The organism is Streptomyces sp. NRRL S-455 (assembly GCF_000717875.1).
Lineage (GTDB): Bacteria > Actinomycetota > Actinomycetes > Streptomycetales > Streptomycetaceae > Streptomyces.
The window spans coordinates 100,380-113,791 of record NZ_JOCT01000023.1 but is presented as its reverse complement, the minus strand read 5'-3'; the positions used below and the strand labels follow the sequence as shown (position 1 = coordinate 113,791).

The window sequence follows — 13,412 nt, the reverse complement described above, 5'->3', positions numbered from 1 at the left end:
GTCCAGACCTATTGACCGGTGGTTCAGACCTTTCTATTCTCACCGCACCATGAGGGGCGTGAGGCTCAGTCACGCCCCGACAACCCCACAAGGAGGCGCAGCATGCGCTTCAGACACAGAGCCGCGGCAGGACTCGCGACGCTGTTGCTCCCGCTGGCCGGAATGGTCGGCCTCGCCACCCCCGCCCAGGCGGCCGCGTCCGCCACCGCGACCTACGCCAAGACGCAGGACTGGGGCTCGGGCTTCGAAGGCAAGTGGACGGTGAAGAACACCGGAACCACGACACTCAGCTCCTGGACCGTGGAGTGGGACTTCCCCTCCGGTACCTCCGTCACCTCTTCCTGGGACGCCGACGTCACCTCCTCCGGCACCCACTGGACCGCGAAGAACAAGTCCTGGAACGGCACCCTCGCCCCCGGCGCATCCGTCTCCTTCGGCTTCAACGGCACGGGCTCCGGCTCCCCCGCGAAGTGCAAGCTGAACGGCGGCAGCTGTGACGGCGGCACCACGGAACCCGGCGACAGCGCGCCGAGCGCCCCCGGCACCCCGGCCGCCTCCGACATCACCCACACCTCGGTGAAGCTGTCCTGGTCCGCCGCCACCGACGACAAGGGCGTCAAGAACTACGACGTGCTGCGCGACGGCGGCAAGGTCGCCACCGTGACGGGCACCTCGTACACCGACACCGGCCTGACCGCCGGCACCGACTACTCCTACTCGGTGCAGGCCCGCGACACCGCCGACCAGACCGGCCCGGTCAGCGGCGCCCGCGCGGTGCGCACCACCGGCGGCACCACCGAGCCGCCCACCGGCGACAAGGTCAACCTCGGCTACTTCGTCGAGTGGGGCGTCTACGGCCGCAACTACCACGTCAAGAACCTGGTGACGTCCGGCTCGGCGTCGAAGATCACCCACATCAACTACGCGTTCGGCAACGTCAAGAACGGCCAGTGCACCGTCGACGACACCTACGCCGCCTACGACAAGGCCTACACCGCCGACCAGTCCGTCAGCGGCACCGCCGACACCTGGGACCAGCCGCTGCGCGGCAACTTCAACCAGCTGCGCCAGCTCAAGGCCAAGTACCCGCACATCAAGGTGCTGTACTCCTTCGGCGGCTGGACCTACTCGGGCGGCTTCGGCCAGGCCGCGCAGAACGCCGCCGCGTTCGCCAAGTCCTGCAAGGCCGTCGTGGAGGACCCGCGCTGGGCCGACGTGTTCGACGGCATCGACATCGACTGGGAGTACCCGAACGCCTGCGGCCTGACCTGCGACACGTCCGGCCCGGCGGCGTTCAGGAACCTGATGTCCGCGCTGCGTACGGAGTTCGGTCCGAAGTACCTGGTCACCGCGGCCATCACCGCCGACGGTTCCTCCGGCGGCAAGATCGACGCGGCCGACTACGGGGGCGCCGCACAGTACCTCGACTGGTACAACGTGATGACGTACGACTACTTCGGCGCCTTCGACAAGGACGGCCCGACCGCCCCCCACTCCCCGCTCACCTCGTACCCGGGGATCCCGCAGGCCGGCTTCAACTCGGCCGACGCGATCGCCAAGCTCAAGGCGAAGGGCGTCCCGTCCGCCAAGCTGCTGCTCGGCATCGGCTTCTACGGCCGCGGCTGGACCGGCGTCACCCAGTCCGCCCCGGGCGGCTCGGCGACCGGCGCCGCTCCGGGCACGTACGAGGCGGGCATCGAGGACTACAAGGTCCTGAAGAACTCCTGCCCGGTCACCGGCACCATCGCGGGCACGGCGTACGCGCACTGCGGCAGCAACTGGTGGTCCTACGACACTCCGTCCACGATCGCCGGGAAGATGACCTGGGCCAGGAACCAGGGCCTGGGCGGCGCGTTCTTCTGGGAGTTCAGCGGCGACACCGGCAACGGTGAGCTGGTGAAGGCCATCGACCGCGGCCTCAGGCAGTAGAGCTACTGAGCCACATTGACGCTCCCCCAGGCTTCGTCCGGGGGGGACCCCCACCCAGCGAGTGAATGTGGCTACGCCACATTCACTCGCTGTCCGGGCGGGGCTGCCTCAAGCCACGCGAGGAAACCGGTCAGCGCGTCCTCGCTCATGGCCAGCTCCAGCCGAGTCCCCCGGTGCAGACAGGCCAGGATCACATGGTCGGAGAGGAGCGCCAGCTCCTCCTCGCCCTCGGGGACCCGGCGGCCGGCCACCTCGATCGCGGAGCGTTCCAGGATGCGGCGCGGGCGCGGCGAGTACGAGAAGACGCGGTACCACTCGACACGGTCGCCGTTGTACCGGGCCACTCCGTACGCCCAGCCCTTGCCGTTGGTGTCGCCCTGCTCAGGGGCGTCCCAGCGCAGGCTGGCGTCGAAGGTGCCGCCCGAGCGCTGGATCAGCCGGCGCCGCAGACCGAAGACGAACAGGCCCACCAGCACGAGGGCCACCACGATTCCGCACACAGTCAGAGCGAGGACCATCGGCACCGACCTCCTCGTCTCCTAGGTAACGGAACGTAAAAATCACCCACATCCACCTCAGCCGCGGCTGGGCCCGGATCTCTCCGGTACCCAGCCGCGGCTGAGTGAACTCTTCACACGGCGGTCCCCCAGTGCCTGCAGGGCCTGGGAGGCGCCCCCACGGTCATCGCGCCGCCGTGGCCGCCCGCAGACGGACGTCCGCGCGGCGCTGGGCCTCCGCGTCGTCCTCCGCCTTCGCGCGCTCCAGCTCCCGCTCCGCGCGCTGGACGTCGATCTCGTCCGACAGCTCGGCGACCTCCGCGAGCAGCGAGAGCTTGTCGTCCGCGAACGAGATGAATCCGCCGTGGACCGCGGCGACGACGGTCCCGCCCTCGCTCGTGCGGATGGTCACGGGGCCCGACTCCAGCACACCGAGCAGCGGCTGGTGACCGGGCATGACGCCGATGTCGCCGGACGTGGTGCGCGCGACGACCAGGGTGGCCTGGCCGGACCAGACCTCACGGTCGGCCGCGACCAGCGCGACGTGCAGCTCAGCAGCCAAGGGTGGCTCCTCGGGTCACCACCCGGCGGGAGTGCCGGGTGTGGATTACAAGTCTAATGGGCGTGACGGAGGGGGCGGGACGAACCCCGCCCCCTCCGACGAGCGCGAGGCTCAGGAGACGCCCAGCTCCTTCGCGTTCTTCTTCAGGTCCTCGAGACCACCGCACATGAAGAACGCCTGCTCCGGGAAGTGGTCGTACTCGCCGTCGCAGATCGCGTTGAACGCGGTGATCGACTCGTCCAGCGGCACGTCCGAACCGTCCACGCCGGTGAACTGCTTGGCGGCGTGGGTGTTCTGGGACAGGAAGCGCTCCACGCGACGGGCACGGTGGACGACGAGCTTGTCCTCCTCGCCGAGCTCGTCGATACCGAGGATCGCGATGATGTCCTGCAGGTCCTTGTACTTCTGCAGGATGTTCTTCACGCGCATCGCGGCGTTGTAGTGGTCCGCCGAGATGTACCGCGGGTCGAGGATCCGGGACGTGGAGTCCAGCGGGTCCACGGCCGGGTAGATGCCCTTCTCGGAGATCGGACGGGACAGAACCGTCGTCGCGTCGAGGTGGGCGAAGGTGGTGGCCGGGGCCGGGTCGGTCAGGTCGTCCGCGGGGACGTAGATCGCCTGCATCGAGGTGATCGAGTGACCACGGGTCGAGGTGATGCGCTCCTGGAGGATGCCCATCTCGTCGGCCAGGTTCGGCTGGTAGCCCACCGCGGAGGGCATACGGCCGAGCAGGGTCGACACCTCGGAACCGGCCTGGGTGAAGCGGAAGATGTTGTCGATGAAGAACAGCACGTCCTGCTTCTGGACGTCACGGAAGTACTCCGCCATCGTCAGGCCGGCCAGGGCCACGCGCAGACGGGTGCCCGGGGGCTCGTCCATCTGGCCGAAGACCAGGGCGGTCTTGTCCAGAACTCCGGACTCTTCCATCTCCGCGATGAGGTCGTTGCCCTCACGGGTGCGCTCACCGACGCCCGCGAAGACGGAGACGCCCTCGTGGAGGTTGGCGACACGCATGATCATTTCCTGGATCAGCACGGTCTTGCCGACACCGGCGCCACCGAACAGACCGATCTTGCCGCCCTTGACGTACGGGGTGAGCAGGTCGACGACCTTCAGGCCCGTCTCGAACATCTCGGTCTTCGACTCGAGCTGGTCGAACGCGGGGGCCTTGCGGTGGATGGGCCAGCGCTCGCCCTCGTGGACCTCGTCGCTGTTCAGCACCTCACCGAGGGTGTTGAACACCTTGCCCTTGGTGAAGTCGCCGACCGGGACGGAGATGCCCGCGCCCGTGTCGGTCACCGGGGCCTGGCGGACCAGACCGTCGGTGGGCTGCATGGAGATCGCGCGGACCAGGCCGTCACCCAGGTGCTGGGCGACCTCCAGGGTCAGCGTCTTCTTCTCGCCCGCGAGCGCCGGGTCGGCGACCTCGACGTGGAGGGCGTTGTAGATCTCGGGCATCGCGTCGACGGGGAACTCCACGTCGACGACCGGGCCGATGACCCGGGCGACGCGGCCCGTAGCCGTCGCGGTCTCAACAGTGGTGGTCATTTATCGGTCACTCCCCGCGGTCGCGTCGGCCAGGGCACTGGCACCACCGACGATCTCGCTGATTTCCTGGGTGATTTCGGCCTGGCGGGCCTGGTTGGCAAGCCGGGTGAGCGTCTCGATGAGCTCTCCGGCGTTGTCGGTGGCCGACTTCATCGCGCGCCGCGTGGCGGCGTGCTTGGAGGCGGCCGACTGGAGCAGCGCGTTGTAGATCCGGCTCTCCACGTAGCGCGGCAGCAGGGCGTCCAGGACGTCCTCCGCCGAGGGCTCGAAGTCGAACAGCGGGAGGATCTCGCCCTTCTCGGGCTTCGCCTCCGCCGCCACCTCGTCGAGGCTGAGCGGCAGCAGCCGCGCCTCGGTCGCCGTCTGCGTCATCATCGACACGAACTCGGTGTAGACGATGTGGAGCTCGTCCACGCCGCCCTCGGCCGTCTCCGTCTCGATCGCCTCGATCAGCGGGGCCGCGACCTTCTTGGCGTCCGCGTACGAGGGCTCGTCGGTGAAGCCCGTGAACGACTCCGCGATCTTGCGCTCGCGGAAGTTGTAGTGGGCGACACCACGGCGGCCGACGATGTAGCTGACGACCTCCTTGCCCTCACCCTCGAGCTTCGCCGTCAGCCGCTCCGCCGCCTTGATGGCGTTGGAGTTGAAGGCGCCGGCCAGACCGCGGTCGCTCGTGAGGAGCAGGACCGCGGCGCGGGTCGGGTTCTCCGCTTCCGTCGTCAGCGGGTGCTTGGTGTTCGAGCCGGTCGCGACCGCCGTGACCGCGCGGGTGAGCTCGGTCGCGTACGGCGTGGAGGCCGCCACCTTGCGCTGCGCCTTGACGACGCGCGAGGCGGCGATCATCTCCATCGCCTTGGTGATCTTCTTGGTCGCGGAGACGGATCGGATGCGACGCTTGTAGACCCGGAGCTGGGCTCCCATGAGTCAGGTCCCTTCCGTCGTCACTTGCTCGCAGCCGGAGCGTCCTCGCCGAGCAGCTTGCCGTCGGAGGTCTCGAACTGCTTCTTGAATTCGGCGATGGCGTCGGCCATGGCCTGCAGGGTGTCGTCCGACATCTTGCCGCCCTCGCGGATGGAGGTCAGCAGGCCCTGCTCCTTGCGGTGCAGGTACTCCAGCAGCTCCTTCTCGAAGCGGCGGATGTCGGCGACGGGGACCTCGTCCATCTTGCCGGTGGTGCCGGCCCAGATGGAGACGACCTGGTCCTCGGTGGCCATCGGCTGGTACTGCGGCTGCTTCAGCAGCTCGACCATGCGCTGACCGCGCTCCAGCGACGCCTTGGACGCGGCGTCCAGGTCGGAACCGAAGGCGGCGAACGCCTCCAGCTCACGGAACTGGGCGAGGTCCACACGCAGACGGCCGGACACCTGGCGGATCGCCTTGTGCTGGGCGGAACCACCGACTCGGGAGACGGAGATACCGACGTTCAGCGCGGGGCGCTGACCGGCGTTGAACAGGTCCGACTCCAGGAAGCACTGGCCGTCGGTGATGGAGATGACGTTGGTCGGGATGAACGCCGAGACGTCGTTGGCCTTGGTCTCGACGATCGGCAGACCGGTCATCGAACCCGCGCCCATCTCGTCGGAGAGCTTGGCGCAGCGCTCCAGCAGGCGGGAGTGCAGGTAGAAGACGTCACCCGGGTAGGCCTCACGGCCCGGCGGGCGGCGCAGCAGCAGCGACACGGCACGGTAGGCGTCGGCCTGCTTCGACAGGTCGTCGAAGATGATCAGGACGTGCTTGCCCTCGTACATCCACTGCTGACCGATGGCCGAACCGGTGTACGGGGCCAGGTACTTGAAGCCCGCCGGGTCGGACGCCGGGGCGGCGACGATGGTCGTGTACTCCAGCGCGCCGGCCTCCTCCAGAGCGCCGCGCACACCGGCGATCGTGGAGCCCTTCTGGCCGATGGCGACGTAGATGCAGCGGACCTGCTTGTTCGGGTCGCCCGAGCGCCAGTTGTCGCGCTGGTTGATGATCGTGTCGACGGCCAGGGCGGTCTTGCCGGTCTGGCGGTCACCGATGATCAGCTGACGCTGGCCACGGCCGATCGGCGTCATCGCGTCGACGGCCTTGTAGCCGGTCTCCATCGGCTCGTGCACCGACTTGCGCTGCATGACCGTGGGGGCCTGCAGCTCGAGGGCGCGGCGGTCCGAGGTCTCGATCTCGCCGAGACCGTCGATCGGGTTGCCGAGGGGGTCGACCACGCGGCCGAGGTAGCCCTCGCCGACCGCGACGGAGAGAACCTCACCGGTGCGCGAGACCGGCTGACCCTCCTCGATGCCGCTGAACTCACCGAGGACGATGGCACCGATCTCGCGCTCCTCGAGGTTGAGGGCGAGGCCGAGGGTGCCGTCCTCGAACTTCAGCAGCTCGTTGGCCATGGTCGAGGGCAGGCCCTCGACCTTCGCGATGCCGTCGCCGGCAAAGGTGACCGTACCGACCTCCTCGCGCGAGGCCGCGTCCGGCTTGTACGCCTGGACGAAGTTCTCCAGCGCGTCCCGGATCTCCTCCGGCCGGATCGTGAGCTCCGCCATCTGGGTTCCCTGCTCTCCTTGTTGGGCCCGAAGTTTCTTAGGGGGTCTGGGGGCGACCCCCAGGATTCTTCTGTACGGCCCAACCAGGGCCGTCGTAAGTACGTTGTGCCTATTGAGTTGCTGCTCAGCCGGCGAGCCGGCGGCTGGCGTCCTCGATGCGGTCCGCGAGGGAGCCGTTGATGACCTCGTCACCGACCTGCACCCGGATCCCGCCGAGGACCTCGGGGTCCACGTCCAGGTTGAGGTGCATCTGGCGGCCGTAGAGCTTCGCGAGGGCGGCGCCCAGGCGCTGCTTCTGCGGGTCGCTCAGCGGCACCGCCGAGGTGACGACGGCGACCATGCGGTTCCGGCGGTCGGCGGCGAGCTTGGACAGGGACTCCAGTCCCGACTCCAGGCTACGTCCCCGCGGCGCGGTCACAAGACGCGTCACCAGACGCTCGGTGGCCGACTGGGCCCGGCCGCCGAGGAGGCTGCGCAGCAGCTCGCTCTTGGCCGGGGTGGTGGCCTTGCGGTCGGTCAGCGCGGCGCGCAGCTCGGTGCTCGAGGAGACGATCCGGCCGAACCGGAACAGCTCGTCCTCGACGTCGTCGAGCTTGCCGGCCTTCTGCGCGGCGGTGAGGTCGGCGGTCGCGGCCAGTTCCTCGAGCGCGTCCACCAGGTCGCGCGACTGCGACCAGCGGGAGCGCACCATGCCGGCCACCAGGTCGGCGGCCGGGCCGCTGACCTGGGTGCCGAGCAGGCGCTGGGCCAGCTCGGCCTTGGCCTCGCCGGCCTGCGCCGGGTCGGTGAGGACCCGACGCAGCGACACCTCGCGGTCGAGCAGCGCGGTGACGGCGGCCAGCTCGTCGGCGAGCTTCCCTGCGTCCACGGACGTGGAGTCCGTCAGCGCGTCGAGACGCTCACGTGCGGCTGCCAGGGCCTCGCGGCTCGCTCCGTTCATCGCCCGGCCTCGGCCTTCTCCTCGAGCTCGTCGAGGAACCGGTCGATCACGCGGCTCTGGCGGGCGTGGTCCTCGAGGGACTCGCCGACGAGCTTGCCGGCCAGGTCGGTGGCGAGCTTGCCGACGTCCTGGCGGAGCGCGGACGAGGCGGCCTTGCGGTCGGCCTCGATCTGGGCGTGACCGGCGGCGACGATCTCCTCGCGCTGACGCTGGCCCTCGGCCCGCATCTCGGCGATGAGCGCGGCACCCTGCTCCTGCGCCTCCTGGCGCAGTCGCGCGGCCTCGTGCCGGGCCTCGGCGAGCTGTGCCTTGTACTGCTCAAGGACGCTCTGGGCCTCGACCTTCATGGTCTCGGCCTCTTCGATACCGCCTTCGATCGCCGCGCGGCGCTCCTCCAGAACCTTGTTGATGTTCGGAAGCAGCTTCTTCCAGAAGAAGAAGAACACGATGGCGAAGGCGATGGTGCCGACGAGCAGCTCGGGGCCCGGAGGAACGAGCGGGTTCTGCTCCTCCTCGGCCGCCAGCTGTACCAGGTTGGCGATCACATCAGTGCCTTTCGTCGTTGCCTGTCGGTAGGGATTTTTTAGTCAATACCGAAGACGAACGGCATGACGATGCCGATGAGGGCGAGCGCCTCACAGAAGGCGAAGCCCAGGATCTGGTTGGCGCGGATCAGGCCGGCGGCCTCGGGCTGGCGGGCGAGGGCCTGGGTGCCGTTACCGAAGATGATGCCGACGCCGATGCCGGGGCCGATAGCCGAGAGGCCGTAACCGACGGAACCGATGGAACCGGAGACAGCGGCAAGGGTCTCAGTGGCAGCCATGCTGAATCTTCCTTCTCTTAACGGACCGGTGGGGGTTGGCCACCGGACGACTGGGGGTGGTGGGGCTCAGTGGTGCTCGGCCAGAGCGCCCTGGATGTACGTGCAGGCGAGGAGTACGAAGACGTACGCCTGGACGGCCTGCACGAAAAGCTCGAAGCCGATCATGGCGATGGTCATCACGAAGGAGACACCGGCCGCCGGGATCATCCAGCTGTTCAGCAGGTACCAGGAGGCGACGGTGAACATCACCAGCATCAGGTGACCGGCGAACATGTTGGCGAAGAGTCGCACCGCGTGCGTGAACGGCCGGACGAGCAGGTTCGAGAAGAACTCGATGACCATCACGAGCGGCAGCACGCCGCCGAGCGACTTGTCGTAGCCGGTGACGTTCTTGAAGAACCCGACGAATCCGTGCCGCTTGAAGGTCAGCGAGACCCAGGTCACGTAGACGATCACGGCCAGGACGGCCGGGAACGCGATGATCGACGACACCGGGAACTGGGCCAGCGGGATCACGGACCAGATGTTCATGATCCAGATGAAGAAGAACAGCGAGACCATCAGGGGGACGTACTTCTCGCCCTCCTTCTTTCCGAGGGTCTCGTAGACGATGCCGCGGCGGACGAAGTCGTAGCCGGCTTCACCGACCATCTGCAGCTTGCCCGGCACCACCTTGGCCTTGCCGAAGGCCGCCCAGAAGAAGCCGATGACGAGGATCGTGGTGATGATGGCGAGCAGCATCACCTTGTTGAACTCGAACCCTCCAACCGTGGCGATCGGCTTGAAGAGGAACGAGTGCAGGCCCGGTGCCGGAAAACCACACCCGTCGGACATGATCCGACAGCTCCAGTCAAAGGCGAGCTGGGTCTGGTCAGCACTCACCGCGGGCTCCTTCGGTGTGACGCATGGGTACGGCAACCTCGTTGTGTCGGCGCGGCGCGCAGCCGCGGATCGGCACCGGACTGGTGTTACGGATGTGAGGGCGGCTGGGGGGCATCGAGCCTCGCGTTCGAGCAGGCGTCAGCTCAGATGCCCGCGCCCGCGATGCCGCAGTTGGCACCGGACGATAGCAGGAGTTCGAAGTGCTCTTTATCGCGCCCCTACTCCTCACGACGACGGCCCGGTCTTCTCCGGCTTCTCACTCTTCGCGGAGTCCGGGTCGATGTAGAAGATCTTGGCCTTCATGTGCGCACGAGCCTGCGCAGCCATCCACACGACGGTCGCGACGATGATCCCGGCGGCGAACGCCTTCGGATCGAAGAGAGAGGTGCCCTTGAAGAGGGCGACGAAAATGAGGAGCAGCAGGAGCTGGGCCATGTAGAGCATCAGGCCCATGGCCTGGAACAACTGCGGGAGCGTTTTTGCCGTCCACTGGAGAACGAAGAGGCCGATTCCCATGAAGAGGATGGCCAGCGCCGTACCGACAGCGGCTCCGATGGCTCCCTTGCCTCCGGCCACCACGCCACTGACGGCGACCGCGACCGCACCGGCAGCGGCTGTGGGCACAGCGCACTGCAGAAGGTTCCGGGCGTCATTGGACGGCATGGCGGCAACTCCGCTTTCGCAGGGGGCAGGGGTGTCGTCATGGACGAGCGTAGTCCCGGGCTGAGTGGAGACCTCACACCAATGGACCGTCGCACTACGGCCCTTCGGCTCTATCCGGGGGGTTCTCGTGAACCGTATCACAAACTATTTGATGCAGTCTTTACCTGAAGGTGTGCGCACCGTCACACATGAGAGTGAACATGCGCGTCTGAGCGAGAACGGCGCCGACTTGTCTGGTATTAGGGCGGTTCGCTCCCCCATCACAACCCCACGACTTGGCAATGCTCTAGTCAGATTCTTACCTTGTCCCGGCCTTGCGCCGGTCGGCCAGATGCGCACGGGCGCCGATGGCGGTCGCCCCGTTGACTCCGGCGACCCCGGACACCGCCGGCGGGCGGTTCTCGTGCGCGACGGCGGCCGGCTGTTCGGCGGTGGAGGCCGGCGTCGAGGCCTCGGGAGCCACGGCCGCCACCTCGCCGCGCCTGCGGTAGCGCGGCGGCACGAAGTGCTCCATCCAGCGCGGGGCGCGCGGTGTGAAGCGCGGCAGCAGAAGCAGGATGAGGCCGATCGCGCTGAGGAACACGACGCCGAGCACGATCCACATGGACGCCGAGTTGACCGAATAGGCGAGCGCGCCGAAGGCGATCAGCGCCGACCAGAAGTACATGATCAGCACCGCGCGGCTGTGCGAGTGGCCGATCTCCAGCAGGCGGTGGTGCAGGTGGCCGCGGTCGGCGGCGAACGGGGACTGGCCGCGCCAGGTGCGGCGCACGATCGCCAGGATCAGGTCGGCGGCCGGCACCGCGATGATGGTCAGCGGCATCAGCAGGGGGATGAAGACGGGAAGCATCGCGTGGGTCGTTTCCCGGTCGCCACCGAGGTTGACGTTGAGCGCCTCCACGTCCAACTGGCCGGTGACGGACACCGCGCTCGCCGCGAGGACCAGACCGATCAGCATGGACCCGGAGTCACCCATGAAAATCCGGGCGGGGTGCATGTTGTGCGGCAGGAAGCCCAGGCACATCCCCATGAGCACGGCGGAGAACAAGGTCGCGGGGGCCGCCGCCTCGGCACCGTAGCCGTACCAGATCCGGTAGGTGTACAGGAAGAACGCCGCTGCGGCGATGCACACCATCCCTGCCGCCAAGCCGTCGAGACCGTCGACGAAGTTGACCGCGTTGATGGTGATGACCACGAGAGCCACGGTGAGCAGGTTGCCCTGCCACGGGGTGACGGAGACCGTCCCGACACCGGGGATGGGCAGCCACAGAATCGTCAGGCCCTGCAGGATCATGACGCCGGCCGCGATCATCTGGCCGCCCAGCTTGATCAGGGCGCCCAGCTCGAACTTGTCGTCCAGCACGCCCATCAGCCAGATCAGGGCCGCGCCCGAGAGCAGCGCCCGAGGTTCGTTCGACGTCACGAACACCTGGTTGAGGTTGGTCAGATGGTCGGCGACCAGCAGGCCCGCGCACAGGCCGAAGAACATCGCGATACCGCCGAGCCGCGGAGTGGGTTCCCGGTGCACGTCACGTGCCCGGATCTCCGGCATCGCTCCGGCCACGATCGCGAACTTCCGTACCGGCCCTGTCAGCAGATACGTCACCGCGGCCGTGATGCAGAGCGTCAGCAGGTATTCACGCACGGGCATTCCCCACAGGTCTCGCTGGCATCTCAGCCCCACACCCTAGCGATGCGCGCATACGTGTGAGGACTTCCGGGTAGCGACGATGGTTGCACGAGTAGCTGTGCACCCTGGTGCGCTTACCCCGACTCAAGCCGGATACGGCGGAAATCCACCGGCCAGCTCCCGCACATCTTCACGGGCCCTCGCGGTCCCGGTCACGCCCCTGAGCACCCCTGTGAGCAGCTCGGCGATCCGCGCCATCTCCGCCTCACCCATGCCCTGCGTGGTGATCGCGGCGGTGCCGAGCCGCAGTCCCCGGGCGTCACCGTGAGGCAGCGCACAGCAGTCCAGGACCAGGCCGGCCGCGGCGAGACGGCCGCGTGCGGTGCGTCCGTCGACGCCGAGCGGCGCCGGGTCGGCGGTGATCAGGTGGGTGTCCGTGCCGCCGGTGGTGACGACCAGGCCCTCTGCGGCCAGCCGGGCCGCGAGCACCCTCGCGTTGGCGACCACCTGATGGGCGTACGCGGAGAACGCCGGTGTCGCCGCCTCCCCGAACGCGACCGCCTTGGCGGCGACGGTGTGCATGTGCGCACCGCCCTGTGTGAAAGGGAACACGGCCCGGTCGACCCGCTCGGCCAGTTCCGCACGGCACAGGATCATGCCGCCGCGCGGCCCCCGCAGCACCTTGTGGGTCGTCGCACAGACGATGTCCGCGTACGGCACCGGGTTCGGCGCCGCTCTCCCGGCGACCAGCCCGATGGGGTGCGCGGCGTCCGCGATGAGGTAGGCGCCCACCTCGTCGGCGACCTCGCGGAAGAACGCGTAGTCCAGGTGCCGGGGGTAGGCGATCGAACCGCACACGATCGCCCTGGGACGGCGCGTGCGGGCCAGGGTGCGCACCTGCTCGTGGTCGATGAACCCGGACTCGGCCTCCACGCCGTACCCGACGAAGTCGAACCAGCGGCCGGAGAAGTTGGCGGGCGAGCCGTGCGTGAGGTGGCCGCCGTGGTGCAGGCCGAGGGCCAGGACGGTGTCGCCGGGGCGCAGCAGGGCGGCGTAGGCGGCCAGCACCGCCGAAGAGCCCGAGTACGGCTGGACGTTGGCGTGGTCGGCACCGAACAGGGCCCTGGCCCGGTCCACGGCGAGGCGTTCGGCGACGTCGGCCATCTCGCAGCCACCGTGGTGCCGGGCTCCCGGATACCCCTCCGCGTACTTGTCGGCGAGCGGTGAGCCGAGGGCGGCGAGCACGGCCGGCGAGCTGAAGTTCTCCGCGGCGTTCAGCTGGAGCGTCGTCGACCGCCGTTCCCGCTCCCCGAGCAGGATGTCGGCGAGCTCGGGGTCCTGGTGGCGCAGGACGTCGGCCTCGATGGCAGGGGTGACCGTCATGGTGGGCTCCGGGCGGCGTCGACG

General features: G+C 68.4%; 13 protein-coding genes. 1 reads left to right on the top strand and 12 read right to left on the bottom strand.

From position 1 onward, the window contains the following. Nucleotides 1-102: 102 nt before the first annotated feature. On the top strand, nt 103-1,929 hold the full coding sequence (locus IE97_RS0128285; RefSeq protein WP_030246457.1) for a glycoside hydrolase family 18 chitinase: 1,827 nt from the start codon (nt 103-105) through the stop codon (nt 1,927-1,929). 71 nt (nt 1,930-2,000) lie between these two features. Here the strand turns inward: IE97_RS0128285 and IE97_RS0128280 are convergent, their stop codons facing one another. The 12 genes from IE97_RS0128280 to glyA form a co-directional block, all read right to left on the bottom strand. Next, nucleotides 2,001-2,447, bottom strand: a complete 447-nt coding sequence (locus tag IE97_RS0128280; protein ID WP_030246454.1) for a DUF2550 domain-containing protein — start codon at nt 2,445-2,447, stop codon at nt 2,001-2,003. 163 nt (nt 2,448-2,610) lie between these two features. Continuing rightward, nucleotides 2,611-2,988 (bottom strand): F0F1 ATP synthase subunit epsilon, encoded by a 378-nt coding sequence (locus IE97_RS0128275; protein ID WP_030246452.1) that lies wholly within the window; start codon nt 2,986-2,988, stop codon nt 2,611-2,613. Nucleotides 2,989-3,099: 111 nt separating this feature from the next. After that, nucleotides 3,100-4,536: a F0F1 ATP synthase subunit beta gene (gene atpD, locus IE97_RS0128270; protein WP_030246448.1), complete on the bottom strand. Its 1,437-nt coding sequence runs from the start codon at nt 4,534-4,536 to the stop codon at nt 3,100-3,102. Next, entirely contained in the window at nt 4,537-5,457 is a 921-nt protein-coding gene (locus IE97_RS0128265) for a F0F1 ATP synthase subunit gamma (RefSeq protein WP_030246446.1), read from the bottom strand. It lies immediately after the preceding gene. Nucleotides 5,458-5,477: 20 nt separating this feature from the next. Then, a complete protein-coding gene (atpA, locus tag IE97_RS0128260) occupies nt 5,478-7,067 on the bottom strand; it encodes a F0F1 ATP synthase subunit alpha (RefSeq protein WP_030246443.1) in 1,590 nt (529 codons plus the stop codon). A 124-nt stretch (nt 7,068-7,191) separates the two neighbouring features. Then, a complete protein-coding gene (locus IE97_RS0128255) occupies nt 7,192-8,007 on the bottom strand; it encodes a F0F1 ATP synthase subunit delta (RefSeq protein ID WP_030246439.1) in 816 nt (271 codons plus the stop codon). Then, nucleotides 8,004-8,552: a F0F1 ATP synthase subunit B gene (locus tag IE97_RS0128250; protein ID WP_030246436.1), complete on the bottom strand. Its 549-nt coding sequence runs from the start codon at nt 8,550-8,552 to the stop codon at nt 8,004-8,006. Before IE97_RS0128250 ends, IE97_RS0128255 begins: the two co-directional genes overlap by 4 nt. Nucleotides 8,553-8,590: 38 nt before the next feature. Further along, a complete protein-coding gene (locus IE97_RS0128245) occupies nt 8,591-8,830 on the bottom strand; it encodes an ATP synthase subunit C (protein WP_030246434.1) in 240 nt (79 codons plus the stop codon). A 66-nt stretch (nt 8,831-8,896) separates the two neighbouring features. Beyond that, nucleotides 8,897-9,664 (bottom strand): F0F1 ATP synthase subunit A, encoded by a 768-nt coding sequence (atpB, locus tag IE97_RS0128240; RefSeq protein WP_030246430.1) that lies wholly within the window; start codon nt 9,662-9,664, stop codon nt 8,897-8,899. A 273-nt stretch (nt 9,665-9,937) separates the two neighbouring features. Then, the gene (locus tag IE97_RS0128235; protein WP_030246429.1) at nt 9,938-10,375 is read right to left on the bottom strand and encodes a hypothetical protein; all 438 of its coding nucleotides are present in this window, start codon (nt 10,373-10,375) and stop codon (nt 9,938-9,940) included. Nucleotides 10,376-10,673: 298 nt separating this feature from the next. Continuing rightward, complete coding sequence (locus IE97_RS0128230; protein ID WP_030246427.1) at nt 10,674-12,020, bottom strand: MraY family glycosyltransferase; 1,347 nt, start codon at nt 12,018-12,020, stop codon at nt 10,674-10,676. 129 nt (nt 12,021-12,149) lie between these two features. Further along, the gene (gene glyA / locus IE97_RS0128225; protein WP_030246424.1) at nt 12,150-13,388 is read right to left on the bottom strand and encodes a serine hydroxymethyltransferase; all 1,239 of its coding nucleotides are present in this window, start codon (nt 13,386-13,388) and stop codon (nt 12,150-12,152) included. Nucleotides 13,389-13,412 lie beyond the last annotated feature (24 nt).

What these genes read in the sequence shown, in the direction of transcription:
- IE97_RS0128255 (WP_030246439.1), bottom strand. Translation starts at nt 8,007, where the DNA reads ATGAACGGAGCGAGCCGCGAGGCCCTGGCAGCCGCACGTGAGCGTCTC.
- glyA (WP_030246424.1), bottom strand. Translation starts at nt 13,388, where the DNA reads ATGACGGTCACCCCTGCCATCGAGGCCGACGTCCTGCGCCACCAGGAC.
- atpD (WP_030246448.1), bottom strand. Translation starts at nt 4,536, where the DNA reads ATGACCACCACTGTTGAGACCGCGACGGCTACGGGCCGCGTCGCCCGG.
- IE97_RS0128245 (WP_030246434.1), bottom strand. Translation starts at nt 8,830, where the DNA reads ATGGCTGCCACTGAGACCCTTGCCGCTGTCTCCGGTTCCATCGGTTCC.
- IE97_RS0128280 (WP_030246454.1), bottom strand. Translation starts at nt 2,447, where the DNA reads ATGGTCCTCGCTCTGACTGTGTGCGGAATCGTGGTGGCCCTCGTGCTG.
- IE97_RS0128285 (WP_030246457.1), top strand. Translation starts at nt 103, where the DNA reads ATGCGCTTCAGACACAGAGCCGCGGCAGGACTCGCGACGCTGTTGCTC.
- atpA (WP_030246443.1), bottom strand. Translation starts at nt 7,067, where the DNA reads ATGGCGGAGCTCACGATCCGGCCGGAGGAGATCCGGGACGCGCTGGAG.
- IE97_RS0128265 (WP_030246446.1), bottom strand. Translation starts at nt 5,457, where the DNA reads ATGGGAGCCCAGCTCCGGGTCTACAAGCGTCGCATCCGATCCGTCTCC.
- IE97_RS0128235 (WP_030246429.1), bottom strand. Translation starts at nt 10,375, where the DNA reads ATGCCGTCCAATGACGCCCGGAACCTTCTGCAGTGCGCTGTGCCCACA.
- atpB (WP_030246430.1), bottom strand. Translation starts at nt 9,664, where the DNA reads ATGTCCGACGGGTGTGGTTTTCCGGCACCGGGCCTGCACTCGTTCCTC.